Source organism: Candidatus Acidiferrales bacterium (assembly GCA_035934015.1).
Taxonomy (GTDB): domain Bacteria; phylum Acidobacteriota; class Terriglobia; order Acidiferrales; family UBA7541; genus DAHUXN01.
Window position 1 is genome coordinate 88,349 of the sequence record DASYYH010000023.1, and the last position, 26,402, is coordinate 114,750.

The 26,402-nt window shown below is 58.1% G+C and carries 22 protein-coding genes and 1 tRNA gene; 17 read left to right on the forward strand and 6 right to left on the reverse strand.

Annotated elements, in window-relative coordinates:
- Positions 1-125: 125 nt before the first annotated feature.
- The 4 genes from VGR81_11145 (at position 126) to surE (ending at position 3,162) form a co-directional block, all read left to right on the forward strand.
- Positions 126-1,748, forward strand: a complete 1,623-nt coding sequence (locus VGR81_11145; protein ID HEV2289498.1) for an amidase — start codon at positions 126-128, stop codon at positions 1,746-1,748.
- A gap of 86 nt (positions 1,749-1,834) precedes the next feature.
- Positions 1,835-2,251: a MerR family transcriptional regulator gene (locus tag VGR81_11150; protein ID HEV2289499.1), complete on the forward strand. Its 417-nt coding sequence runs from the start codon at positions 1,835-1,837 to the stop codon at positions 2,249-2,251.
- 21 nt (positions 2,252-2,272) lie between these two features.
- Positions 2,273-2,349, forward strand: a tRNA-Pro gene (locus VGR81_11155).
- Positions 2,350-2,409: 60 nt separating this feature from the next.
- Positions 2,410-3,162 carry a 5'/3'-nucleotidase SurE gene (gene surE, locus VGR81_11160; GenBank protein HEV2289500.1) on the forward strand — a complete coding sequence of 251 codons (753 nt, stop codon included), beginning with the start codon at positions 2,410-2,412 and terminating at the stop codon, positions 3,160-3,162.
- Between the two features lie 30 nt (positions 3,163-3,192).
- Here the strand turns inward: surE and VGR81_11165 are convergent, their stop codons facing one another.
- The 3 genes from VGR81_11165 to VGR81_11175 form a co-directional block, all read right to left on the reverse strand.
- Positions 3,193-4,374, reverse strand: a complete 1,182-nt coding sequence (locus VGR81_11165; protein ID HEV2289501.1) for a M20 family metallopeptidase — start codon at positions 4,372-4,374, stop codon at positions 3,193-3,195.
- A gap of 28 nt (positions 4,375-4,402) precedes the next feature.
- Positions 4,403-5,536, reverse strand: coding sequence for an aromatic ring-hydroxylating dioxygenase subunit alpha (locus tag VGR81_11170; GenBank protein ID HEV2289502.1), 1,134 nt, complete (start codon positions 5,534-5,536; stop codon positions 4,403-4,405).
- 572 nt (positions 5,537-6,108) lie between these two features.
- Positions 6,109-6,480, reverse strand: a complete 372-nt coding sequence (locus VGR81_11175) for a hypothetical protein (protein HEV2289503.1) — start codon at positions 6,478-6,480, stop codon at positions 6,109-6,111.
- A gap of 580 nt (positions 6,481-7,060) precedes the next feature.
- Here VGR81_11175 and VGR81_11180 point away from each other — a divergent pair.
- The 3 genes from VGR81_11180 (at position 7,061) to VGR81_11190 (ending at position 9,353) form a co-directional block, all read left to right on the forward strand.
- On the forward strand, positions 7,061-7,267 hold the full coding sequence (locus tag VGR81_11180; protein HEV2289504.1) for a hypothetical protein: 207 nt from the start codon (positions 7,061-7,063) through the stop codon (positions 7,265-7,267).
- Between the two features lie 116 nt (positions 7,268-7,383).
- On the forward strand, positions 7,384-8,382 hold the full coding sequence (locus VGR81_11185; GenBank protein ID HEV2289505.1) for a zinc-dependent alcohol dehydrogenase family protein: 999 nt from the start codon (positions 7,384-7,386) through the stop codon (positions 8,380-8,382).
- 98 nt (positions 8,383-8,480) lie between these two features.
- A complete protein-coding gene (locus tag VGR81_11190; GenBank protein HEV2289506.1) occupies positions 8,481-9,353 on the forward strand; it encodes an aminotransferase class IV in 873 nt (290 codons plus the stop codon).
- 41 nt (positions 9,354-9,394) lie between these two features.
- On the opposite strand, the gene VGR81_11195 is transcribed toward VGR81_11190, so the two are convergent.
- Positions 9,395-10,870: a cation:proton antiporter gene (locus VGR81_11195; GenBank protein HEV2289507.1), complete on the reverse strand. Its 1,476-nt coding sequence runs from the start codon at positions 10,868-10,870 to the stop codon at positions 9,395-9,397.
- Positions 10,871-11,014: 144 nt separating this feature from the next.
- On the opposite strand from VGR81_11195, the gene VGR81_11200 reads away from it, so the two are divergent.
- The 8 genes from VGR81_11200 to VGR81_11235 all read left to right on the forward strand — a co-directional run bounded on the left by VGR81_11200 (position 11,015) and on the right by VGR81_11235 (position 20,769).
- Positions 11,015-11,341, forward strand: coding sequence for a 4a-hydroxytetrahydrobiopterin dehydratase (locus VGR81_11200; protein ID HEV2289508.1), 327 nt, complete (start codon positions 11,015-11,017; stop codon positions 11,339-11,341).
- A 6-nt stretch (positions 11,342-11,347) separates the two neighbouring features.
- Positions 11,348-13,426 (forward strand): sigma 54-interacting transcriptional regulator, encoded by a 2,079-nt coding sequence (locus tag VGR81_11205; GenBank protein HEV2289509.1) that lies wholly within the window; start codon positions 11,348-11,350, stop codon positions 13,424-13,426.
- A gap of 190 nt (positions 13,427-13,616) precedes the next feature.
- Positions 13,617-15,281, forward strand: a complete 1,665-nt coding sequence (locus tag VGR81_11210; protein HEV2289510.1) for a TolC family protein — start codon at positions 13,617-13,619, stop codon at positions 15,279-15,281.
- A 13-nt stretch (positions 15,282-15,294) separates the two neighbouring features.
- Positions 15,295-16,662: an HlyD family secretion protein gene (locus VGR81_11215; protein ID HEV2289511.1), complete on the forward strand. Its 1,368-nt coding sequence runs from the start codon at positions 15,295-15,297 to the stop codon at positions 16,660-16,662.
- A 6-nt stretch (positions 16,663-16,668) separates the two neighbouring features.
- Positions 16,669-18,243 (forward strand): DHA2 family efflux MFS transporter permease subunit, encoded by a 1,575-nt coding sequence (locus VGR81_11220; protein HEV2289512.1) that lies wholly within the window; start codon positions 16,669-16,671, stop codon positions 18,241-18,243.
- 73 nt (positions 18,244-18,316) lie between these two features.
- Positions 18,317-18,808, forward strand: coding sequence for a nucleoside deaminase (locus VGR81_11225; GenBank protein ID HEV2289513.1), 492 nt, complete (start codon positions 18,317-18,319; stop codon positions 18,806-18,808).
- 14 nt (positions 18,809-18,822) lie between these two features.
- Complete coding sequence (gene pucL / locus VGR81_11230; GenBank protein HEV2289514.1) at positions 18,823-19,698, forward strand: urate oxidase; 876 nt, start codon at positions 18,823-18,825, stop codon at positions 19,696-19,698.
- A gap of 42 nt (positions 19,699-19,740) precedes the next feature.
- Positions 19,741-20,769, forward strand: coding sequence for an HD domain-containing phosphohydrolase (locus tag VGR81_11235; GenBank protein HEV2289515.1), 1,029 nt, complete (start codon positions 19,741-19,743; stop codon positions 20,767-20,769).
- Between the two features lie 58 nt (positions 20,770-20,827).
- Here the strand turns inward: VGR81_11235 and VGR81_11240 are convergent, their stop codons facing one another.
- On the reverse strand, positions 20,828-21,508 hold the full coding sequence (locus tag VGR81_11240; GenBank protein HEV2289516.1) for a lipid-binding SYLF domain-containing protein: 681 nt from the start codon (positions 21,506-21,508) through the stop codon (positions 20,828-20,830).
- A 250-nt stretch (positions 21,509-21,758) separates the two neighbouring features.
- On the opposite strand from VGR81_11240, the gene VGR81_11245 reads away from it, so the two are divergent.
- Complete coding sequence (locus VGR81_11245) at positions 21,759-23,108, forward strand: aspartate aminotransferase family protein (protein ID HEV2289517.1); 1,350 nt, start codon at positions 21,759-21,761, stop codon at positions 23,106-23,108.
- A gap of 76 nt (positions 23,109-23,184) precedes the next feature.
- Here the strand turns inward: VGR81_11245 and VGR81_11250 are convergent, their stop codons facing one another.
- Positions 23,185-24,210, reverse strand: coding sequence for a lysylphosphatidylglycerol synthase transmembrane domain-containing protein (locus VGR81_11250; GenBank protein HEV2289518.1), 1,026 nt, complete (start codon positions 24,208-24,210; stop codon positions 23,185-23,187).
- 368 nt (positions 24,211-24,578) lie between these two features.
- Between VGR81_11250 and lepA the strand changes: the two genes are divergently transcribed.
- Positions 24,579-26,393, forward strand: a complete 1,815-nt coding sequence (gene lepA, locus VGR81_11255) for a translation elongation factor 4 (GenBank protein HEV2289519.1) — start codon at positions 24,579-24,581, stop codon at positions 26,391-26,393.
- The last annotated feature ends 9 nt before the right edge of the window (positions 26,394-26,402 follow it).

The following is a 26,402-nucleotide window of genomic DNA, read 5'->3' on the forward strand; positions in this document are numbered from 1 at the left end:
CGCGGATGTTTTGCTTACAATCGCCTGGCGTGAAACGACAATTCGCCTTCGCCGCGTTACCGCGGCGATTTTGCAAAAGAAGTCAGCCTTTGAGCGCAAAAAACTCGAAACGTACAGGTTCCCAATTGAGTCGTCGAAAATTTCTCGGCTCTGCTGCAGCCATTGGCGCGGCATCCGTCGTCGCTCCGGCGCTCGCCGCACGCGGGAGTGAACCAGCACAGTCTTGGGAGATAAAGCCATTCGAGTTGGACGAAATTACCGTCGCTGAACTTCAGGGCGGCATAAGTTCGGGGAAATTTACGGCTCATTCCATCGTGCAGAAGTATCTCGACCGCATCGCGGAAATCGACAAGCAAGGCCCGGGCGTCAATTCCGTCATCGAACTCAATCCTGACGCGCTTTCCATTGCCGATTCGCTCGATGCCGAGCGCAAGAGCAAAGGCCCGCGCGGCCCGCTCCACGGCATTCCGGTGCTCATCAAGGACAACATCGGCACCGCCGACCGCATGATGACCACCGCAGGTTCGCTCGCGCTTTCCGGTTTCACTCCCACAAAAGATTCTGGAGTTGCGCGGCGGCTGCGCGAAGGTGGCGCCGTGATTCTCGGCAAAACGAATCTCAGCGAATGGGCGAATTTTCGTTCGCGTCATTCTTCGAGCGGCTGGAGCGGACGCGGCGGCCAGACGCACAATCCTTACGCCATTGATCGCAATCCCTGCGGCTCGAGCTCCGGCTCAGGCGCCGCGGCTTCGGCAAATCTCGCCGCCATCACCATCGGAACGGAAACCGATGGTTCGGTCGTTTGTCCGTCTTCTGCCAATGGCGTCGTCGGAATCAAGCCGACGGTTGGTCTCGTCAGCCGCGCCGGAATCATTCCCATTTCGCACAGCCAGGATACTGCCGGGCCGATCTGCCGCACCGTCGCTGATGCCGCCGCCTTGCTGAGCGCGATTGCCAGCGTCGATCCCGATGACCCAGCCACAAAAAATCCGGCGCGCAAAGCCGAGCCGGATTACACGAAATTTCTCGATCGCTCTGGTTTGCGCGGCGCGCGCATCGGCGTAGTACGAGAACTCTTCGGCTTCAGCGAAAAGCTCGCGCCCATTATGAAAAGTGCGCTCGACGCAATCAAAAGCGAAGGCGCCGTCCTGATCGACCCCGTCGAAATTTCCTCCCTTGGTAAACTCGGAGAAAACGAAAATACCGTTCTGCAATACGAATTCAAATCCGACATGCGCGCCTATTTCGCACAATTTCCCAATGCACCCATGCATTCGCTCCAGGACATCATCGAATTCAACGAGCGGAATTCCGATAAAGAGCTTCTCTACTTCGGCCAAAATATAATGATCGAATCGGAGAAGCGCGGCCCGCTCACGGATAAAGCCTATCTCGATGCGCTTGAAAAAAATCATCGCCTCGCGCGCGAGGAGGGAATCGACGCCGCGATGAATAAGCACAATCTCGACGCGCTGATCGCTCCGACCGCAGGTCCCACCTGGGTCACGGATCTTGTCGACGGCGACCACGGCTTCGGCGGAAGCTCTTCTCTTCCCGCCGTCGCGGGCTATCCCCATGTCACCGTTCCGGCGGGTTTCATTTTTGGCTTGCCCGTGGGAATTTCCTTTTTCGGCCGCGCCTGGAGTGAATCTGCTTTGATTAAAATCGCTTACGCTTTCGAACAAACCACGCACGTTCGCAAGCCGCCGAAATTCCTGCCCACGGTGGATCTCGCGCCGGGATCGTGACGCAGGCGCATCCGTTCCACGTGCTTGTCAAGGGTTGACACCGCGCGGAATCGGTCTACGATAACGAGAGAGCACGGACAAGCCAGATGGCCACGGCGGCCCAACACGCGCCAGCAATTCCTGACAAAAGCCTGTTTCGCATCGGTGAAGTCAGCCGCCTGACAGGAACAAAGGCGTTCGTCTTACGTTACTGGGAAACGGAATTTCCGACGCTGCAGCCGGTGAAAAGCTCGAGCGGCCATCGCATGTACCGCCGTGAAGACATCGAGAGCGTTTTCGAAATCAAGCGCCTGCTCTATGACGAAGGATTCACGATTGCCGGCGCGCGCCGTCATCTTGCTGAACAAAACGGAACTGCCGATGCAAGCGCCGTTGCCGAATCCGTTGCGCCTCCCGCACGCGAGCGCGAACGCGATCACGAACTTTCGCGCGCGCAGCGAAAATTGTTGCTCGATCTCCGCGAAGAGCTTCTCGCTATCTTGACCCTTCTCGAACCGCGGTGATACGCTATTTTTGCTTGTTGTCGGGACGTGGCGCAGCCTGGTAGCGCGCACGCTTGGGGTGCGTGAGGTCGCTGGTTCGAATCCAGTCGTCCCGACCATTCTTTGCCGACAGCAATAATTTCACCGGTTCGCCCCTCCGGCTGTTGCATAATCTTTTCATGCCCAATATTTTGGTGACCAACGACGACGGCATCTCCGCGCACGGTCTGCGCGCGCTTGTTCACGCGCTGCAATCGGTCGGCACAGTGATCGTTGTCGCGCCGTCGCACGAGCGCAGCGCAACAGCGCAATCGCTCACGCTGCGCCAGCCGATTTTCTGCGAGCAAGTCGCGGAGCGCGAATGGTCCGTCGAAGGCACGCCGGCGGACGCCATGATTCTTGCGTTTCACACGCTCTTGCCGCAGCGCCCGGACTTGGTCGTCTCCGGAATCAATCGTGGCGCGAATCTCGGCGAAAATATTTATTACTCCGGGACAGTCGGCGCGGCGATGGAGGCGGCGATCAATCACGTTCCGGCGATTGCGATTTCCGTGGCGGCGCGAGCGAGAGAGTTCGATTACAAACCCGCGGCGGAATTCATAGCGCGGCTCGCGCCCGTCGTCTTAAAAGAAGGATTGCCGCCAGGAGTGCTGCTGAACGTCAACGTGCCGAATCCGTGTACGGGCGCGGTGCGGTTCACGCGGCAATCGCCGAAAATCACGCGCAACGTTCTTGAGCGCGGCGAAGATCCGCGCGGCCGAACTTACTATTGGCTGCACGAGCAAAAACTTACCGAGGACATCGAGCCGGATACGGATTATGCAGCGATTCGCGACGGTGCGATTTCCGTCACACCGCTTGAGCTCGATCACACGCACACCGCTTCGCTGAACCATCTCTCGCGCTGGACGCCGCTGCTCGAGAAAAAATAGCTCCGCGATTCATCCTTCATTCCCTTGCATTTATGCGCTGGCACGAGCGCCTGCGGATTTTGCGAGCCGTGCACACAGCGCGGTGTTCGTGGCCATTTCAATCGCCGTCCAGGCCATCGCCAGGCCGCCATCGAGCACGGCTTTGTCAGCGTCCGGCGTGACGCAATGTGCAGTGAATTCCGGCTGATGATTCGCGGCCGGGAAAGAATTAATTCCGATCATCGGATGGATGGACGGAATGGCGTAAGAAACATTTCCCATGTCCGTGGAAGCGGCCATGCGCTGCATCATGGGCGTCATCTCGGGGAATTTGCGGCCGAGCGTTTCCGCGTTGCGTTTGTAAATCAAGCCGATTTCGTGGTCGTACTTGACGTCGGCATAAGGTTTGTCACCGCCGCGAATTTCGAGCTTCGCGCCGGTGGCGATGGCGCCCGCCTCGAAGCAGCGATGCACTTTCGTGCGCACGTCGTCGAGTTCCTGAATATTTTCCGCGCGGACCATATATTTCGCGGAAGTGTGCGCGGGAACGACATTAGGTGCGTCGCCGCCGTGCGTGATGATTCCGTGCACGCGATCGGTGGGACGCAAATGCTGGCGCAAGAGTCCAATGGAAGTTTGCGCGACCGTGAGCGCATCGGCGGCGTTGATGCCCATTTCAGGGAACGCCGAGGAATGCGCTTCTTTTCCGGTGTAATAAACGTCAAAGATGGACGCGGCGATGAGATGCGCTTCCAGCATTTCCATGGGCGCGGGATGAACCATCATGGCGGCGTGCATTCCCACGAACGCGCCGCGCTCGAGGAGAATGATTTTGCCGCTGGCGTTGCCGACTTCCTCGGCAGGCGTGCCGATGACAGTGACCGTGAGGCCGACGTCATTCGCGACTTTCGCCGCAGCAATTCCTGCGCCGACAGCCATCGCGGCGATGATGTTGTGGCCGCAGGCGTGGCCGATGGCCGGCAGGCAATCGTATTCCGCGCAGATGGCGACATGCAGAGGCCCGTTTCCGGCGCGCGCAGAAAAAGCCGTGGGGAGATCGCAGATGTTGCGCTTTACGTCGAAGCCAGCATCAGCCAGTTCATCGGCGAGCCATGCGGCGGCTTTTTCTTCTTCGAAGCCAAGCTCCGGATGCGCGTGGATGCGATGGCTCAAGTCGAGAAGCTTTTTTTCTGACTGCCGAAATCGCTCTTGCGCTCCTGCTTTTGCGTCCATGGTCGTTCTCCCTATTGATTCGCTCGCATTATTCCTTCATGGCGGCTCGCAAGTCCGCGGCGAGCAACCGATGAAACAGATGCTCGCCTGCCTCACGGCGGACGGAAAGCCTTCCGGCGCGATAGGCGCGGGAATGCAGGCCGCGCTGCACCGATTCGCAGATGTCCACGTCCTCTTCCTGCACGCGATGGCTCACGGCGATGCTCTGGCGATTGTATTCCTTTGCGGCGTCATTTGTGGCTGCGAAATAAAAATCGAAGATGACGCGGCAGCGGTCCACGGAAAGCGGCAAGACAAGGTTCGTATCGAGATAGCCTTCATACCAATTGAGCATGAAATTCGGATATTGCCAGAAATAATTGGCGCGATTGCCCTGGCGCGTAGCGACCGCGTCGGGATCGGCGGAGGCGCCGGAAGTTTCCATAGGGCTCGATTGCAGGCAGAAGCGGTCCTCATTTTCAATGGTGTAGTTCGCATAATCGAGAACGCTGTTCAGGCCTTTGTGCAGATGCGGGACGTGATAGCCGCCGTCGAGATAATTGTCGACGTAAACTTTCCAGTTGCAGTTCAAATCGTACACGCGGCGCTCGAAAAAATGCAGCGAGCCGAGACCGAGCGGCTTCGCGCGCGCGACAAGACCGCCGAGAAATTCTTCGAGCGGCGCGGCGTGCGCGTCGAGATTGACGAAGACGAATTTTTCCCAAGCGGCGACGCGAACGGGAACGAGGCCGTTTTTCGCGCGATCGAAATTGCAGACGCCATCGAAATCGGGCGTGCCTTTCAATGCGCCATCGGTGCCGTAAGTCCAGCCATGATACGGGCAGCGGAAATTCGCGGCGCTTCCTTGCGCTTCGGTGACGACGGCGGCGGCGTGGTGGCGGCAGACGTTGTAGAAGGCGCGAAGTTCGCCATCGGCGCTGCGCACGACGACGATGGGTTCGCCGGCGAGATCTACGGTGAAAAATTGGCCGTGCGCGGCAACTTGATCCAACCGGCCGACAGCCTGCCACGTGCGGCCAAAGACGGATTGACTTTCGAGTTCGGCGACGCGCGAATCGATGTACCACGAAGCGGGGATCGTGAAGGCCTCGGCGAGCGGGGCGCAAGCGTCGTAGGCGTCGAGAGTTTGTTTCAGAGAATCATTCTTGAGCGATTCGGGCAAGTCGCGGCCTCGGGCTGAGTTTCGGTGCGCGCCGATTATGGCGCGAAATGGCGCGGCGGGGAAGGTGGCTGGTGAATTTAGATCAGAACGGGGAGCGAGTGTCCGAGAACGGACAGAGACACGAAAAAAATCGCGAAAAAACTCGATTAGAAATAGCTCCGATGCCCTGTTTTGTGCGAGTTGCATGAGGTTCTTATTTCCCATAGAAACTCGATTAGCCCGCCTTCGCCAGAGGCTACGGCGCGCTGGGGCCCGGCTTAGTGGCGAGCCAAACCCACGGCGCGAGGAGGGACGGAGGCGAGTGTCCGAAATCGCAAAGTTTTTCAAAAAACCGAAAGAATCAGCGATTAGAACGACTTCCCGTTGTTTGTTTTGTGTGAGTTGCATCGAGTTCTAATAATTCATATCTCTAGCGATTAGAATCTCCTAAAGCGCATAAAAAGCGAAAAGGCCACGTCGCCGTGGCCTGGCATACTTCCAGCGCTATCGTTTGCAGCCTGGATTTTCCAGGCTGCTATCTACTGTGTACCATAGAGTTAACTAAAAGTCAAGGATAAATATTGCGCGGTGCGTTATACGTCGACCTTAATTTTCCGCGACCGCTTTTCTACCAGCTTGAGGTGCTTCTTTAGCGCTGGGTGGACCACGATTTCTTTTGAGAGATCGATTTGGATTAGAGGGTCACTGTACTTGAGTTCCAGCGTCGAACCACCTGTGCTGCCGCCGATTCTCAGGGTTCCGACGATCGAATACTCAAAGAGAATCTTAACCGCGGTTTGAGCATCAACCGCTGAAATTCCGGCTCGTGCGAATTCCTGCTCGAATTTGGTGTAGGTAAAGCGCTCGTGTCCGAGGCGGCGCAGAACCTCGAAGAGATTTTCGACGAACGGGTACTGCTTGTGCATCTCGTCCACGAACTCGCGATAGATTCGTTCGGAGTACATGGCCTCTGCAGTATAGATATCGCTGTTTTCGATGGTATCGTGATTATTCTCGAGAGCTGTGTCCTTGCAATGCTTGCAAAAAGCGATGCGGGGATGAAGAAGCGCAAAAGGAAACGGGCGTTTGGAGCGTGTTTACGGCACGGCTGAAGCCGTGCCCTCCTGAAAGGCAAGTGCCTGAAGGTCGGCGCTACGGTTGGTGGGGAGACGCGACTCGAGGAGTCGTCCGCCCGGGTGGGCACTGCCCCGGGCAGGCGCGGGGTGAGAACGAAGAACGCCACTGAACGCGACTTGCTGAGTCGCGCGGGCGCAGCAAGCAGCGCCCCTACGAACGGCAACAACACACAGGCTGAGAGCCAGCGCGGCAGGCAGGTTCCGGCCTCGCCCGCCACGGCAGGCAAGCCGGAATCCGCGAGGCGTACCGCCGCGCTCCAAAGAGGAAACAGCAGGTTCCTCGTCGCCCTTCGCAAGAGACGCTCAGGACTCACTCGGAATGACAGCGTTAGGCGTTAAGCCGCGGCGAGCGGCTGCGCGTTGCAAAAAAGGGGAGCGGGGCGGAGAATTGAAGACGAGGAAGGACGAAATGTTCGAAGAAGGGCAGCGAGTGCGGGCGAATCTGGCGGGAATCGAGGCGAAAGGCGTGCTATTTCATGCGGCGGTGACGGATGCGGTGGGGAATATCGTGCGGCAAACGTCGGAGAATCCGCCGAAGTATCTGGTGCGGCTGATGTTTTCGTTCAAGGGAGTGAATGAAGTGGAAGTGCCCGCGGAGCGAATCAAGGCGATTTGAAGAAGACCTCTGCGCGGAAATCGGGCAGAGGGTCCGCGTGAATTGCGACTTCTCGTGTCGCGATTCGGAAAATTCAAAATGACCTGCCATCGAGAATTTTTCAAGCGAAGAAAACCATGAAAGCCTGCATGCTGCGCGCGCCTGCGCCAGTCAACACGAATCCACTTGCGTTTGCGGATGCACCCGAACCGCAGCCGGGACGAGGCGAAGTGCTCGTGCGCGTCTCGGCGTGCGGAGTGTGCCGCACGGATTTGCACGTCATCGAAGGCGAATTGCCGGCGCGAAAATCGCCGATTATTCCCGGGCACCAGATCGTGGGCAAAATCGAAAAATCAGGGCCGGGCGTGACGCGCTTTCGCGCGGGTGACCGCGTGGGAATCGCGTGGCTGCACAGCACGTGCCACGAATGCGAATTCTGCCGCGCGGGGAAGGAAAATCTCTGCGAACGCGCGAACTTTACGGGATATACGGTGGACGGCGGCTACGCGCAGTACGCGATCGGCGTGGAAGATTTCGTGTATGAGATTCCCGCGAGCTTCAGCGACGAGCAGGCGGCGCCGCTGCTGTGCGCAGGGATTATCGGATTTCGCTGCCTGCGGATTTCAGGAATACAGAAGGGACAGCGGCTGGCGTTTTACGGCTTCGGCGCGGCGGCGCATATTGCAATTCAAGTGGCGCGGCATTGGGGCGCGGAAGTTTTTGCGTGCACGCGCGAAGCGAAACATCAACAGCTCGCGCTTGAGCTGGGCGCGGCGTGGGCGGGAGGAACGGTGGCCGAGCCGCCGGAGAAGATGGATGCGGCGATTGTTTTTGCGCCGGCGGGAGAGATTGTACCAGCGGCGCTCGCGGCGCTGAAGAAAGGCGGAACGCTCGTGCTGGGCGGGATTCACATGAGCGCGATTCCGTCATTCGATTATGAGCTGCTCTATGGCGAGCGCGTGATACGCAGCGTGGCGAACAATACGCGAGAGGATGGCGAAGATTTTCTGCGCGTGGCTGCGGAGATTCCCATTCGGACGCAGACGCAGGTTTTCGAGCTGAGCGAAGCGAATCGGGCGTTGAATGCGCTCAAGGGCGACGGCGTGCGCGGCGCGGCGGTGTTGCGGATTCCATAGACATTTTCCGGCGCGCCAAGAGCGATGCGCGAGGTAAACGTTCGCGCCCGCGCATGACGCATGGATGCGCTACAATGGCTGGAGAAAGCGGAGGACGGATGCTGCACCGATTCATTTTTCACAACGACAAACTTGTGGCCATGGAGGAAGCACGGCTTTCGCCCGGGCAAGCGGGACTGCTGAACGGCTGGGGATTGTTCACGACGCTGCACGTCTTCGATGGCGAGCTTTTCGCGTTTGAGCGGCACTGGAAACGGCTGGAGAAAGATGCGGCGCGAACGCATTGCCCGCTTCCTTTCGAAGCGGAAAAAGTGCGCGAGCAATTGCGGGAAGTGATTCGCGCGAATCATGTGAAAGAAGGCGCGGCGCGGATTTACGCGATTTACAATCGGGTGGGACACTGGCGGAGCGACGAACATTTTCCGCTTGTGGATCTGATTTTGGTCACGACGAACCTGCCGGAGTACCGCTCGCCGGCGCGGCTGAATCTGCGCGCGGAGGGACGGCATGCGACGTCGCCGCTGGCTGGAGTGAAGGTGACGTCGTGGCTGAACAATGCATGGAATGCTTACGAGGCGCAGCAGGCGGGTTTCGATGAGGTTGTGCTGCTGAACGAGCGCGGCGAAGTTTCGGAATGCACGGCGGCGAATGTTTTTTGCGTGCGCGGAGGCAAAGTGCAGACGCCGCCGCTCGGGTCGGGATGCCTGGAAGGAATCACGCGCAGCATTTTGCTGGAGATCGGACCGCGCATCGGGATTTCGTGCGCGGAGGCGACGCTGCGGCCGGAAGATTTGTACGCTGCGGAGGAAGTTTTCATTTCGTCGACGAACCGGAATCTGCTGCCGGTGGGCGAAATCGCCGGACATCGCTACGCGAACGCGCCGGGGCCAGTGACGCGGCGGCTCGATGAGGCGTTTTCGGCGTACATCAAGGAATATCTGGCGGGAAAAGCGGCGACGGCGAAGCGCTGAAGGTTCGGCAGCGAAGCGCCGATTTGCGCGCGGAGTTGCTTTCACGCTGCCGCGCGATGAGAGCCATCGCGGAGAGCCAACTTCAAAAGCGGCGGCGCGATAAACGTGGTGATCATGACGACGGCGACGACGGCGGAAAACGTCGCGTCGTTGACGACACCGAGGCTGCGGCCGATGCTGGCGAAGATCAGCTCAACTTCGCCGCGCGGAATCATAGCGACTCCCACAGCGAGCCAGCGAACACGGCGAACGCAAACGGCGCCGGCGGCGAGTTTGCCGAGAATGGCAGCGACGGCGAGGCCGGCTGTGAGCCAGAGGGTCGTCGGGCGGGCGAACGTCTCGATTTTTACCTGCATACCCATCAAGACAAAATAAATCGGCACGATGAGAGCTTCGAGCGGAGAAAGAATCTCGCGCAGGAGATGGCCCTCGGCGGCTTTGTCTTTGAAAAAATCTTCGAGTACAAGACCAGCGGCGAAGGCGCCGACGATGGTGGCGAGGCCGATGCGGTTGGCGAGCCAGGCGAATACGAAGGCGAGGCCAAGACCGAAAAGCAAATAAAGATTGGGGATACGATAACGCGCAAGGCGGCGAAGCGCGATGGGAGTGATCCACAAGCCGAGAGCGATGCAGGCGATCAGAAATCCGGCGGCGCGGAGAGTGACGCCGGCGATGAAAACCGGGCTGACGAATCCCTTGACGACGAGAGCAGACGCGGCGGCGAGGATAATCAGGCCGAGAATGTCGTCGATGACGGCGGCGCCGAGGACGATGCGCGCTTCGGGGCGGTGGGTCACGCCGATGTCGCGAAAAACGCGGGCGCTGATGGCGACGCTGGTAGCGGTAAAAATGGCGCCGATGAAGAGATTCGCTGTGAATCCGGCATCCGGCTGAATCCAGCGAATCACCGCGAAAGAGAGCGACCAAGAGCAAACAATGCCGACAGAAGCTACGGCGAGAGAAAGCAAGCCGAGACGCTTCATTTCGTGCAAACTTGTCTCGAGGCCGACGAGAAACAACAAAAGGATTACGGCAATGCGCGCGAGCTGGTCAACGAACTGGTAGACAGCGACGGCGGCAATGCCGGCGCTGCCGCCGAGAATTTCGATGATGCGGCGAGAGGATTCGACATGGGGCAAGAGTTGTTGGGCAGCTTGCTGAAGTGTGACGGAGTGCGTGAGCGCAAAATTCACGACGTCGAGAATAACGGGCCCTTCGCGAAGGACGGTCAAAATGGGGCGATGGAAGGCGTAGGCGAGATTGGCGACGAGCATGCCCACGAGCAATTCGCCGAGGACCGCGGGCTGGCCGAGGCGGCGCATGGCCAAGCCGCCAAGAAAAGCGGCGAAGACGATGAAAACGACGGTCAAAAGGATAGGAGCAATCGGATCGCCAGGCGAGGCTTCTGGCGCGGGGGAGGCATTTGACATAGCGAGGGCCGAGGGAACGAGAAAGAGAATGGCGACGACGACTTTTATCGAAGCGAGCAGTGGGCGGGGAATGAGTTCGGTACACATTTCATGGACACGGAAGGTGTCTCCGAGTTTCTAACGTTTTTGAACGGGAAGCACAACGGAAATCGGCAAGGGAAAGCGGATTGCTTTCGTGCGCGACGGCGAATCCGCTACAATCGATAAAGCAAAGCGCAAAGGAAGGAGGATATGATGAGCGAGCTCGCCAGCAAGACTTGCGTGCCGTGCAAGGGCGGCGTTCCGCCGCTGAAGGGGAAAGAACTCGAAGGATATTTGAAGCAAGTGCCCGGATGGAAAGCGATCAACGAGCATCACATTACGAAGACGTTCACGTTTCCGGATTTCAAGCAGGCGCTGGCGTTCGTCAATCGCGTGGGAGAAGTGGCGGAGAAAGAAGGGCACCATCCGGCGATCAACTTCACCTGGGGCAAAGCGGAAATCACAACCTGGACGCACAAGATTGACGGACTGACAGAAAGCGATTTTATTTTGGCAGCGAAGATCGACCGATTGTGATTCCTCATGAATGCTGCGCAACCTCCCCTGCAAAATTCGGATAACGCGGAAAAATTGCGGGCGCTGCTGGAAGTTTCGGAATCGGTGTCGCTGCACCGGGAACTTCCGGCGCTCTTTCACGACCTAGCGCGGCGGCTGCGCGGAATCGTGCGATTCGATTTCCTTGCGCTGATTCTTCACGAGGCGGAACGCAACGTGATGCAATTGCGGTTGTGCGAGGCCACGAATCCGGTGCCGGCGGCACCGAGCCTGGAGCTGCCGGTGAATGAGTCGCCGAGCGGAATCGCAATGCAGACGCAGAAGCCGCTTTCGGTGAATTCAGTGGATGAGGAGACGCGATTTCCGCGGCTGCGCGAATCGCTGCTGGAGCAAGGAATTCATTCGTTCTGCGTGGTTCCGCTGAGCACGGCGCAACGGCGGCTGGGCGGGCTGGGATTCGCAAACCGCGGGCACTACGAGTACACAGCGAGCGAAGTGAATTTGCTCGAACGAATCGCGCGATTGGTGGCTGTCGCGGTGGACAATGCGCTGAATTACCAGCGAGCGCAGTCGTATCAGCAGCAACTGGTGCATGAGCGGGACCGCTTGCGGATGTTGCTGGAGATAACGAATGCAGTGGGATCGAAACTGGATTTGCGGCAGCTTTTCAGCGCGATTTCGGCGAGCCTGCGGCGGCTGGTGGAGTGCGATTACGTGAGCCTGGCGCTCTACGATGCGGAAACAAAAATGATGCGAGTGCGCGCACTGGATTTTCCGGGCGGCAAAGGATTTCTTCAGGAAGAGTTGACGCTGCCGGTGGATGAGTCGCCGGCGGGCTATGCCTTCCTCACGCGACAGCCTTACCTTTTGAGCGGCGACAACATGGCGCGAATGTATCCGCATCTGGCGTCGCTGGTGGAAGCCGAAGGACTGAAATCGGGAGTGGGGCTGCCGTTGCTGACGCCGGATCAGGCGCTGGGGACGCTGAATTTCGGGAGCCGCCGCGAGGCGGCTTTCTCGCAAGAAGATGTTGAGTTCCTCCGACAGGTCGCGGGACAGATTGCCATCGCTGTGGAAAATGCGCTGGCTTACCAGACGGTGGAGCAAATCAAGGAAAAGCTTACAGAGGAAAAGCTTTATCTCGAAGATGAGATCCGCAGTACGTACAACTTCGAGGAGATGATCGGCGAAAGCGCAGCGTGGCGAAATATTCTCTCGCAGGTGGCCACAGTGGCCGGGACGAATTCCACGGTGCTGATCTTGGGCGAAACGGGCACGGGAAAAGAGTTAATTGCCCGGGCGATTCATAACAATAGTCCGCGGCGGGAACGAACATTCGTCAAACTGAATTGCGCGGCGATTCCGACCGGGCTGCTGGAATCGGAACTCTTTGGACACGAGAAGGGCGCGTTCACGGGCGCCATCGCGCGGCGGCTTGGGAGATTCGAGCTTGCCAACCGCGGCACGCTTTTTCTCGATGAGATCGGCGATATTCCGCTGGAGTTGCAGCCGAAGCTGTTGCGCGTCCTTCAGGAGCAGGAATTCGAGCGACTGGGAAGCACGAATACGCAGCGCGTCGATGTGAGGCTGGTGGCGGCGACGAATCGGGATCTGGCGCAGATGGTGACGGAGGGAAAGTTTCGAACGGATTTGTATTACCGGCTGAATATTTTCCCGATCAGCATTCCGCCGCTGCGAGAGCGGGCAGAAGACATTCCAGTCCTGGTTCGCCATTTGGTGCAAAAGCATGCGCGAGAATTGAATCGGCCCATCCATACGGTTTCGAACGAAGCAATGGATGCGATCATGAGATATTCGTGGCCGGGGAATGTTCGCGAACTGGAGAACTTTCTCGAGCGCGCCATCATCTTGTCCCCGGGAAGCGAATTGCGCGTGCCCGTGGCGGACCTCCGGCAGCAAGAGCCGGAGCAGAAAGGGCGCGTTACGACGCTGGCGGCTGCGGAACGGGAACATATTCAGCGCGTGCTGGTGGAAACGCGCGGAGTCGTTGGCGGACCAAATGGGGCCGCTGCACGATTGGGAATGAAGCGCACAACACTACAGTCGAAAATGCAAAAGCTGGGGATTCGGCCCGCCGGAAGGTAAGTGCCGAGATATAGTCATATGCCGATATATCAGCACACAAACTCATAGCATTCACTCTTAAAGCCTCGTTTTGACCCTATTGTTTGCTTGTAAGCATTTACATATAAACAATTTGATGGAATGCCGAATTAGCGGCAGTTTGGCAAGCGAACTGCGGTCGTACAGTCCCGAAAGCGACGGAACGAAGCCGATGATGAAAGCGACGATAGAACGAGGTGAAGAGGAAATCGTGCTGAAGGTTGAAGGGAAAGTATCCGGGCTGTGGGTGGATGAACTGCGGCGTTGCTGGGAGTCGCTACTCGCGACGGCGGCCGGGCATCCAATATCGGTCGAACTGACGGACGTTGGCTTCATTGACGAACGCGGGAAGGAACTTCTTTCGATGATGGCAGAGACCGGAGCGAAAATTCGAGGAAAGGGCTGTTTTACGGCGGCGATCGTAAATTCGATTCGGCCAGGGAAGAAAGAGGACGGCGCGGCGGGAAATTCGTCCGAGCGGAGATCGCGAGGAGCACAACGATTCTTGATCATCCCGCTATTGATTTTTCTCGCCGTGGGAATGGCGAGTGCGCAGCAAAACGGAATGCCATCCGGCGAAGGCGGCGCGGCGCCAATGCAGCTGAACCTGCACCAGGCCGTGCAGATGGCGCTGAAGGAAAATCCAAGCGTGCAGATTGCCGCTCTGAATCTGGCAGAGAGCCAGAAAGATAAAAACGTCGCACTGGCGAAACTGTTGCCGCAGGCGGATTTGAATGTGAGCGAACATATCAATCGCCTCAATTTACAAGCGCAGATCGGGCTTACTTTTCCGGGCTTTCCCAAGGCGGTCGGGCCGTTTCAGGTTGTTCAGGGCGGCGCGGATTTTTCGACGCAAGTGTTTGACTTGTCGCTTTGGCGGAAATGGCAGGCGTCGCGCGAAGACGTGACGACGGCGGACGCACAACGACAGTCGGTCCGAGAGCAGATTGTTCTGCTCGTCGTGTCGCAATACCTGACTGCGCTGCGGCAACACGCGGAGGTGACGGCGGCGGACGCGGAAGTAAAGCTGGCACAGGCGCTGTACGATCAAGGCGCGGACATGGAGAAGCGAGGCGTGGCCACCGGCGTCGACGTGCTGCGCGCGAACGTGGAGCTGCAGAATCAGAAGCAGGGATTGATTGTGGCGCAGACGAACGAACAAATTGCCCTCTACGGGCTGGCGAAACTGCTGAATATCGATCCGCAACAGAAGATTGAACTGGCCGACCAGGCGAGCTTTTCCGAAACACCGAACGTCGACGAAAACGAGAGCTTGAACGCGGCGTATCAGGCGCGTCCGGAGATGCGGGCGCTTGGAGCGGAAGAGCAATCACTCGAATATCGGAAACGCGCGGACAGCGACTCGCGTTTGCCGGCGCTGCACTTTGACGGCGAATACGAGCAAGAAGGGACGCAGCTCAATAACGTGATTCCGACGTACGTCCTCGAGGGAGCGGTCAGCGTGCCAATTTTTACGGGCGGGCGCATCCATAACGAGATCGCACGCGACAGCCTGGAGATGCAGAAAGTGCAGCAGCGCATGCTGGATGAGAAAAATCAGGTGGCGCTGGATGTGCGGACGGCGATCGCGGAGCTGGATTCGGCAAGAAACCAAGTGCAGGTGGCCAATCTGGGCGTGCAACTGGCGAAAGAAGAAGTGGACCAAGCGCAGGATCGATTCCACGCAGGCGTCGCGGACAATATCGAAGTGACTACGGCGCAGGATGCCCTGGCGCGGGCGTATGAGAATCAAATCTCCGCGCTTTATCAATACAACCAGTCGCGCGCAGATCTGGCGCACGCGATTGGCAAGACAGAATTTCTGTACAACGAATGAAAGGCTAAATTTCATGAATTACAAAACGACGGAAACGGAGCCGCAAGACGCGCAATTCGAGAAGGAAATTGGCCGCACGCAGGGCGATGGAAAGCCGCAAGCCAAAAATGCGGCGTTGAACGCAAATGCGCCGCAGACAGAGGAACAAACGGCGCGGCAGGAGCCGAGCGGACTGAAGAATCCGCGCGTGCGGCAGCGCTTGATGATCGCGGGAGCGATCCTCGTAGCCGTGATTTTGGGAATGTGGCTGCATTACCGGAACCGACAGACAACGGATGACGCCGAAGTCGACGGGCACATTATTCCGATTTCGTCGCGCGTGCCGGGGAGCGTCGTTCAAGTGCTGGTGAAAGACAACGAGTACGTGACGAAAGGACAAATCCTTGTGGAGCTCGACCCGCGGGATTATCAAGCGAAGGTCGATGACGCCAAGGCAGCACTGGCTATGGCCCAGAGCCGCGCGCAATCGGCGAACGTGAACGTACCGCTGACGAGCGAAACGACCCAGAGCGGCACGAGCGGCGCCGACGCAGGAGTGATCGCTGCGCAGGCAGCTTACGATCAGGCCAATCTCGCGCTGAAGCAGGCGTCGACTTCGGAACTCGCGTACGCGCAGGCGAATGTGCAGAAGGAACAAGCGGCGAACGATAAAGCGCAGTCGGACCTGGCGCGCATGAAGCCACTAGCGGCAAAAAACGAGATTTCGCAGCAACAGTACGACGCGTACGATGCGGCGGCGACGGAAGCCAAGAGCGAACTCGACGCGGCGCAGCAGAATCTTGCGCTGGCACAGCAGACGATTGGCGTGCGGCAGGCGCAGGTGGAATCGGCGCAGGCGGATTTGGAGAAGGCCAAGGCAGATTTAGCGGCAGCGCAGGCGAACACGAAACAGGTGGTCATCAGTTCGGCGAATGCCTCCTCGGCGCACGCGGCTGTGGCGCAAGCGCAGGCAAATCTGGAAGCTGCTGAATTGAACCTCGGCTATACGAAGATTGTTGCGCCGGAAGACGGCGTGATTACAAACAAGACCGTGCAGGTGGGAGAGATTCTGGCCCCGGGCCAGGGATTGCTCGTTCTGATTCCTTTAAAGGATGTATGGGTGACGGCGAACTACAAGGAAACGCAACTGGCCAAGGTGCAGCCGGGCGATCGCGCGGAAATTTACGTGGATATGTACGGGAAAACGTTCACGGGACACGTGGACTCGATCGCTGGTGCGACGGGATCACGGCTGAGCTTGCTGCCGCCGGAAAATGCGACAGGCAACTACGTGAAAGTGGTCGAGCGCATACCTGTGAAGATTGACCTTGATCCGATTCCCGCGAACGAGGCCATCTTACGGCCAGGCATGAACGTCGAAGCAACGATCATCACGAAGTAGGGACGCATGGCAACACTTGCACTACCTCGAGAGAGAACGCACGAAATCAATCCGTGGCTGATCGCTGCGACGGTGATGCTGGCGACGTTCATGGAAGTGCTGGACACGAGCGTCGCCAATGTGTCTTTGCCGCATATCGCCGGAAATTTGAGCGCCAGCGTGGACGAAAGCACATGGGTGCTGACGTCCTATCTTGTTTCCAACGCCATCGTTTTGCCGCTGACCGGCTGGCTTTCGAATGTCTTTGGCCGCAAACAGTTTTATATGGCGTGCGTGACGATCTTCACGATCAGCTCGTTCCTGTGCGGGCTGGCGCCGAGCCTGGGGATGCTGGTGTTCTTCCGCGTCTTGCAGGGGGCCGGCGGCGGGGGTTTGCAGCCGATCTCGCAGGCGATCCTCGTGGATCATTTCCCGCGCGAAAAGCAGGGGATGGCGATGGCCGTCTACGGCATGGGTGTCGTCGTGGCTCCGACGATCGGGCCGACGCTCGGCGGATGGATCACGGACGATTTCACGTGGCGCTGGATTTTCTTCATCAATATCCCGGTTGGCATTCTTTCCATTCTGATGACATCGCTGCTGATCAAGAATCCCGCGCATCAGGAGAAAAGGAAACTGAAGATCGACTACATCGGACTGGGATTGCTGAGCGTCGGGGTCGGGTTTCTACAAGTCGTGCTCGATAAGGGGCAGCGAGACGATTGGTTCGGGTCACATTTCATCGAATGGGCGACGATTGTTGCCGTGATTGCGATCGTGGGCGTGATTATTTGGGAACTGCGGCAAAAAGAACCCATGATCGATCTGCGGCTGCTGAAGGAAAGGAATTTCGCGATCGCAGTATTCACGATGTACATCCTGGGATTCGTGCTCTACGGAACGACGGTCTTGCTGCCGATCCTGCTGCAAACGGAGCTGGGCTATACGGCGATGCAGAGCGGGCTGGTGCTGCTGCCGGGCGGCGTGTGCATGATGATGATCATGCCGCTAGTGGGGTGGGGACTGGGCAAGTTTGAAGCGAGATGGCTGGTGGTGGTGGGATTGCTCATCACAGGAACAGGATTGTTCCTGATGGGCTCGCGTTTCGATTTGCAGATGGGAATCCAAACACCTGTACTGGTGTGGATTGTTTCGCGGTTCGGCGTGGCGTTTCTCTTTGTGCCGATCAACGTCATTGCGTTCTACTACGTCGACAAGCTGAAGACCAACGACGCAACGGGCATCATCAATCTGGCAAGAAATATCGGCGGGAGCATGGGAATTTCGTTTGTCACGACGCTCCTGGATCGCGGCGGACAATCGAATCAAGTCACACTGGGCGCGCACATCACGGCAATGAATCAATACTTTCAGGCAGCCATGCAAGCGACGGCACAGCGTTTGATGGCTGCGGGGTCCTCCGCAACGGAAGCGATGCAGCAGGCACAAGCGATGTTCTACCGGACGCTGCAGAACCAGGCGACGATGCTCTCTTTCATTCAGGACTTTCGCATCATGGGGTATGTGTGCATGGCAATGATTCCCGTCATGTTCATCCTGAAAAAAACCAAGCCGGGAAAATCCCGCGGCGTGGCCCACTAGAAAAAACTCAGCCGACAGTAAAATATGGGACCGTGCGCTACAATCGCACGATGATTCGCGAGCGAAGGGGAGCGTGCTGAAATTGAAGGAAAAGAACGCTCCAAACCTTTTCATGACGAGGGCGCTGGAACTGGCGCTCGAGAACGTGCGAACTCTCCAAGGAGGCCCCTTTGCCGCCCTGGTGGTGAAAGACGGCCAAATACTGGCGGAAGGCGTGAATCGCGTGACGTCGCTGCACGATCCCACAGCGCACGCAGAGATTCTGGCCATTCGCGAAGCTTGCCGGAAGCTGGGACATTTCGAACTGAAGGATTGCGAGATTTACGCGACGTGCGAACCTTGCCCGATGTGCCTTGGAGCCATTTATTGGGCGCGCGTGGCCAAGATTTACTTTGCGGGAACGGTGGCAGACGCATCGAAAGCCGGATTTGACGACTCCTTGATTTACCGCGGGCTGCGCCGCCCCGCGCGAGAACGAAAAATTCCAATGATTGGCATGATGCGCAAGGAAGCGCGAGAGATTTTCGAAGCCTGGGAGAAAGAACAGGACAAAATCCGTTATTGAGCGGAGACGGACTTATGACCATCGCACTGGAACAAAACAACTATGGGGAATCGCATATCGGACTGCTGCGGGTGATGCGCCGAGGAAGTTTTCATGAAGTGAAGGATTTGGACGTCTCCGTGCGCTTTGACGGCGACTTCGAAGCGGCGCATACGAGCGGAGACAACCGCAACATCCTGCCGGCGGACACGGTGAAAAACACAGTGCACGTTCTGGCGCGGCAATATCCGGCGGAGGCCATCGAAGAATTCGCGCAGCATATCATCGAGCACTTCCTGACGTACAACGAGCAAATTTCGAAGGTGAATGTTTCGGTGAAAGAGCGGCCATGGTCGCGCATTCCCGTCGGCGACAAGCCGCAGGCGGCGGCGTTCATCGCAGGAGGGAGCGAGAAACGCACGGTGCAGATTCTGGCCACGCGCGAAGGGATGATTCTGCAATCGGGCATCGAGGAACTGACAGCGATGAGGACGACTTCATTTTCGTTTGAAGATTTCCGGCGCGATCCCTATACGACTCTGACGGGAACGCACGAGCGAGTCTTTGCGACGTCCATCAGCGCGGCGTGGGCTTACGAAATTTTGGAGCAAGAACTGCCCTTTTCGACGATGTGGCACAGCGCGAGAAAGATTCTACTGGAGACGTTTGCCGCGCATGAAAGCCGCTCGCCACAACATATGCTCTACGCTATGGGACAGGCAGTGCTCGACAACCTCGAAGCGATTGCAGAAATCCGGCTGGCACTGACGGACAACCATTATTCCCTGGTCGATCTCAAACCGTTTGGCATGGAGAATGAGAACGAGGTTTTTTCCACGGCAGACGCGACGCACGGAACGGTGGAAGCCACGCTGAGGCGCGAGAGCGACCACCACAGAGGACGCGTCTAGCGGGGTGACCGGCGCCGCGGGCCTAAGCTTCTGGCCAGACCGATGAACGAGAAAATACTCATTGTCGATGACGAAACAGCGACTTGCGCGGGGCTGGAGCTTCTCCTGCGGCGGCAGGGATACGAAATCCGCATGACAGACGAGGGGGACAAAGCTCTCGAAGAATGCACGGCATTTCAGCCGGACCTAATTCTTCTCGACGTGATGATGCCTGGCCGCGATGGATATGAAATCTGCCGGGAAATCAAATCGCGGCCGGAGATGCGCTTGATTCCGATTGTGCTGATTACGGGGCTCTCCGAAAAAACCGACCGTATCCGAGGGATCGAAGCGGGCGCCGATGATTTCCTGAGCAAGCCTATCGACGTGAGCGAACTGAACGCGCGCGTTCGGTCGCTGCTGCGGCTGAAATCGTTCACGGACGAACTGGAAAATGCCGAGGCCGTGCTTTTCGCACTGGCCCTGGGCATCGAGGCACGCGATCCCTACACGCATGGCCATTGCGCGCGTTTGTCGGAGCTATCGTCGGGAATGGGAGAGCGCATGGCGCTCTCGGCGGAGGAAATCACAGCGCTGCGGCGGGCGGGAATTGTCCATGACGTGGGGAAAGTCGTCGTGCCGGACGCAATCCTGCTCAAGCCCGGCCCGCTGACGGCCGAGGAGCGGTCGGTGATGAAGGAGCATCCGGCTGCAGGAGAAAAAATTTGCGCGCCGTTGAAAGCCTTCCGGACGGTCTTGCCAATCATTCGCCACCATCATGAACGATGGGACGGATCGGGTTATCCGGACGGCCTGAAGGGCGAAGCGATCCCGCTCACAGCCCGAATTCTGCAAGTCGTCGATGTTTATGATGCGCTGACGACGAACCGGCCTTACCGGAGCGCGGTTTCTCCTGAGGAAGCATGGAGGATCCTGCGGGCGGAAGTTGAGCGAGGATGGTGGGACGGGCACTTGGTCGAGGAGTTTCGGGCGATGATGCGGAGCAACGAACAGGCGCTGCAGACGGCCAAGAATGGCGAACTTGCCACAGCAGTTGCGAAACAAGCGGCAAAGAGCGCCGGCGCGAGATAGCGAAGACGCGCCAGCGCGCTTCAATGCCGTTTGCCGCTTCAAATCCTGAAGAAAGCGATTAGAGGGCGTACTTAACGATTTCCGCCAATAAGGGAGAAAATTCCGCTGGCAGAGCTACTTTGCCGTTGAGAATGGTCTCCGGACTGATGCCTTCGCCGTAGAGGGCGACGTCGCCGTCGTCGTCCGGTTCAAAGACCGCACCATCCAAGCTGACTCCTGCAAAAATTCCGCGGCTGCGCGAATAGCTGAGAATTTGGGCATGCAACTGGAGGTCGGTGCTGGCCTCGGCGCTGCGCCCGAGAGGGCCGGCGGCGGCCGTGGCATCGCCGCCGATCTTAAATTTGTCGCTGAGAAGTTTTTTCAGGCCGTCGCGATTGCGGAACACGAGGATTAAATCGGTGGATGAACCGCCGATTTGAAAACCAAAACTTCCTCCGCTGATCATGACGAACGCGGGCGCGCTCCAGGTCTTGTTGCCCGTACGGCAAGTGACGATGCCTTTGCCGTATTTTCCGCCGACCACAAAGGCGAGCTGCTTTTCACCAGGAATGATCGAGATGCATGCAGCTGACTGCAACAAATCCAGAGGAAAAGAACTGTCCGGTGCGTCGACGATGTCCTTAAAAATGTCCGTGGAGTCCTGAATGCGCTTAATATCATCGTCTTTCGAAGAACCAGCCACGGCCGGCAAGGCCAGTGCGATCACCAGGAGCCCGCACAACAGCAAATTTCTCTTCATGAACATTCCTCCCAATTCTGGCTGGAATCATACAAGGATGCGCTCGCAGACGCAAAAGTTGCGCAGAAGATAGAAATGGAGCGGCAGCTTTATGCTGGCACATAAGCCCGTGATAACGGGCGCTCGCGGTCCTCCGCAGTTTGCGCCAGATCGAGAATCTCGCGCTGAGCATTTCTGTTAGAATCGGCGCGCTTTCGCGCGTGAAACGCTCCGCGCGAAAGGGCTGTGAAGGAATGTGACAGCAGGAAAGATGAGAGAAGCGCTCTTCCCACGAAATTTTAACAAGAGCTATCCGGAAGCGGTGCGCGGGGAGGGCTGCATCATTCATACGGCCGACGGGCGGAAAATTCTTGACGCGTGCGGCGGGGCAGCGGTCGTTTCAATCGGCCATGGGGTTGAGCAAGTAGCACGAGCGATGGGCGAGCAGGCGCGTGACCTTGCATACGCTCATTCATCGCAATTCATCACGCAGGCGGCGACGGAACTGGCGCGCCGCATCCTCGAATTGGCGCCACAGAATTTTCGCGATTCAGAAGATGGCCCCGGTCGTGTGTATTTTACAAGCGGCGGTTCGGAAGCGACAGAAACAGCCCTGAAACTCTGCCGGCAATATTATTTGGAACGCGGCGAGCCGCAACGCACAGAATTTTTGTCACGCTCGCAGAGTTATCATGGCAGTACGCTCGGCGCGCTGGCTGTCTCCGGCAACATCAAGCGGCGAACACCGTTCGAGCCGCTCCTGCCGAAATGGGAACGCATTGTTCCCTGCTACTGCTATCGCTGCCCTTTGGGATTGCGGTATCCGGGGTGCAAGGTGGATTGCGCCGAGGATTTGGAGCGGCATCTCGCCGGGGACAGCGGACGCTGCGTGGCCGCATTCTTCGTGGAACCGCTTTCCGGCGCAACACTGGGAGCTGTGCCGCCGCCTGCGGAATACTTGCCACGGATAGCGGAAATTTGCCGCGAGCGGGACATTCTGCTGGTCGCCGATGAAGTGATGACAGGAATGGGCAGGACTGGCAAACCATTCGCCGTACAACATTGGAATGTCGAGCCAGACATGATTCTGGCCGGCAAAGGAATCGCCAGCGGATACGCGCCGCTCGGAGCCGTGATTGTTACCGGGAAAATCGCACGAGCCATCGAGCGCGGATCAGGAGCATTTCTGCACGGATTTACGTACGGCGCGCATCCCGTTTCGACGGCTGCCGGCCTAGCCGTGCTTGGCTATATCGCGGAAAAAAATCTTTTTGCTCGCGTTGCACCAGCAGGTGAAGAACTTCGCGTGGCGCTTGAGCCTTTGAAGCAATTGCCGATTGTGGGAGATATGCGCGGACTTGGATTGCTTGCCGCTGTGGAATTTGTGCGCGATGCGAAGACGCGGGAACCTTTTCCGGCAGAAGCAGGAGTGGCTTCGAAGATCTACGATGCGGCGCTGGCGCGCGGAGTCTTGACGTATCCCATTCAAGGCTGCGTAGACGGCAAGCAGGGAGATCATATTCTGCTGGCACCACCGTTTGTGGTTTCTTCTGACGAGATACGTTTTCTTGGCAAAGTTCTCTACGACGCTATCGCCGAAGTTTCTCCAATAAGAGGCTGATTCCAGCAAGGCACCGTGGTTGCTGCAGTACGTGGCAATCAAGAACGGTGCGGCAGCGGATTTGGAGAAGGGAGCTTTACGGACGGCGAGCGCGCGCTTCGTTGGGCAAGCGGGTGACCTGCTCGCGCATGGAACGCAGGGAAAGACCGCTGCGCACCAGGGCATAGAAACCGAGGAAAAGAAACGGCAGGGTCAGCATCAAGAAAGCGAAAATCGAGAAGCCGGTCGCAGTGGTCTTTTCCACATTAAAAATACTGAGGCCCAGGACGCAGAAGAACTGATACGCCCCCACGTTCGCGGGCGCATTGGGCAAGGAAACGCCGAGATTGATCACGAGGAGCACTACGACGGCTGCGAGGAACGGCAATCCCAGCGCAAAAGATTTCATGAGCGTCCACAAAGCCATCAACTGGAAAAAAGGCAGGAGGAGAGAAGCAAAGACAGCCGGATAAAAGCTGGGCGAAGTGCCCATGGCATGGAGCCCAATGAGCGCGGACATCAACTTACCCGGCACGCGCCTTCCGCCCGTCATCAGGCGCGGATCGCCGCTGAAGCGGAACTCGATGTAGAGAATCAAACCGACGAAAAGTCCCAAAATGACAAGAGTGGTGATGGTGAGGGCATCGACCGCGTGCGGGAATCGCGTGCGCTGGGGCACAAAGGGCGATATGACCGCGAGGCCCGCGGTGATCACCACTAGGTCGATCAATCGTTCAACGCCGACGGAGCCCAGCACGGTGACGAATCCGATGTCTTCGGAATTGGAAAGAAGATAGGCACGGAGCACTTCGCCGGGGCGCAGCGGGAAGACCAGATTCGCGAATAAACCGGTAAACACGGCGCGGACAGAATCCCTGATTCTCACATGGCCGAACGGGGCCAACAGCAGCTTCCAGCGGATGCCCTGCGCCACGTAGCTGAGGACATCGAAAACAATGGCCAAGGCGACCCAGCGCCAGCTTACGCTGGCAAGATGCTCGAGTGCGCGCTTGACGTGGAAGTCGTAGAGGACCCAGACGAGGAAAATGACAGACAGGGCATAGCCGATATAGATGAAGGTCCGGTGTCTCGGCGGAGCGGTTCTTGTGACAGTTGTGCTCAACGCGGCGTTCCCACCCCCCAGGCGCGATGCGTTCGCAGACACTCTAGGCGAATGAATGAGCAGCCAAAGGCCATCTTTAACCCTGCCCCCCAGGGCCGAAATAGGGTACAGGGTACTGTAAGGGCCTTGCGGAGGCAATGCCGATGGGACGAAAGGCCGGCTGACGTGGCTGGAGAGGCACTGCCGGGTTGAAGCCTCCGACGGCCGTCAACCGAGCTGCAAACCGGCGGCTGGCCGGAGGCGAGAATCTGTGACAGACTGGAGAATCAAGGAAGAAATGGGGGATTTCTTAGCCGATTTTTGACGTTCGGGCACGGTGCGCCCACCGGAATGACTGACGCCGAAGTAAAATCGCCATAGAGAACTCAATGGACCCGCAATTCATACGGAATTTCTGCATCATCGCGCATATCGACCACGGGAAATCGACACTGGCCGACCGCTTGCTGGAGCTGACCGGCGCGCTGAGCGAGCGCGAAATGACCGCGCAAGTGCTGGACTCGATGGATTTGGAGCGCGAGCGTGGGATAACGATCAAGGCCAAGAGTATTCGGCTGCATTACAACGCGCGCGACGGCAAAGAATACCGGCTGAACCTGATTGATACGCCGGGGCACGTCGATTTTTCATACGAAGTTTCGCGCGCGCTTTCCGCCTGCGAAGGGGCATTGCTCGTTGTGGACGCGAGTCAGGGAGTGGAGGCGCAGACGGTCGCCAATGCGTTCCTCGCTTCGCGGCACAATCTGGCGATCATACCCGTTATCAACAAGATTGACTTGCCAGCGGCGGAGCCGGAGCGCGTGAAGGAGCAAATTGAAAATGTACTGGCGATTCCGGCCGCAGACGCCTTGCCGATCAGCGCGAAAAGCGGGTTGGGCGTGGCGGACGTGCTCGAAGCGGTGGTCGCGCGAATTCCTCCGCCACGAGGATCGGCTGATGCTCCGCTGCGCGCACTGATCTTCGATTCGTGGTTCGATTCGTTTCGCGGCGCTGTAATTCTGGTTCGCGTGATGGAAGGGCGCATCACGCCGCGGATGAAGATTCGCCTGTGCGCGATGGATCAGATTTACGAGGTCGAAAATCTCGGCGTGATGACGCCGAAACCCGTCGCGCTCGAGGAACTGGCGGCGGGCGACGTCGGATTTGTGATTGCGAATATCAAGCGCGTCGCGGACGCGCGCGTAGGCGACACAATTGTCGAAGCGGAACGACCCGCCGCGCCTCTGCCGGGATTTGAGGCCATCAAGCCGATGGTCTTCGCGGGACTTTACCCCGTGAACTCGAGCGACTATGAACTGCTGCGCGACGCGCTGGGCAAGTTGCAACTAAACGATGCGGCGTTTTTCTATGAGCCGGAGAATTCCGCCGCGCTGGGATTCGGATTTCGCTGTGGATTTTTGGGCCTGCTGCACATGGAAATTGCGCAAGAGCGGCTGGAGCGGGAATTCGGCATTGACTTGATCACGACGGCGCCGAGCGTGCGCTATCGCATCACGACAACGGCGAACGAAACCATCGAAGTCGACAACCCGACGAAGTTTCCGCCGCCGGCGCAGATCGCGCGCATTGAGGAACCGATCCTGACGGCGATGATCATCACGTCGGATGATTCCGTAGGCGCGATCCTGCAACTCTGCGAGGAAAAGCGCGGAGTGCAAAAGAATTTCGAATATCTTTCGCCAACGCGCGTCATGCTGACGTATGAAATGCCACTCAACGAGATTGTCCTGGATTTTTACGACCGGCTGAAGAGCGTTTCGCGCGGGTACGCATCGCTGGATTATCACCTCGAAGGCTATCGCGAGGCGGATCTGGTGAAGCTCGATGTGCTGGTGGGCGGCGAGCCCGTGGATGCGCTGACGCTCATCTGCCATCGCGATCAGGCGTATGAGCGCGGGCGCGAACTGGCGTCGCGGCTGCGGAAATTGATTCCACGGCAGCAGTTTGAAGTGCCAATTCAAGCAGCCATCGGCAGCCGCGTAATCGCACGCGAGACAATCAGCGCGCTGCGCAAGAATGTGCTCGCCAAATGCTATGGCGGCGACATCACGCGCAAGCGGAAGCTGCTCGAACGGCAGAAGGAAGGCAAAAAACGCATGAAGCGCGTGGGCAAAGTGGATATTCCGCAGGAAGCGTTCTTAGCCGTGTTAAAGGTCGCCGGCGGCACCGCCGACGAAGAATAAATTCGTAAT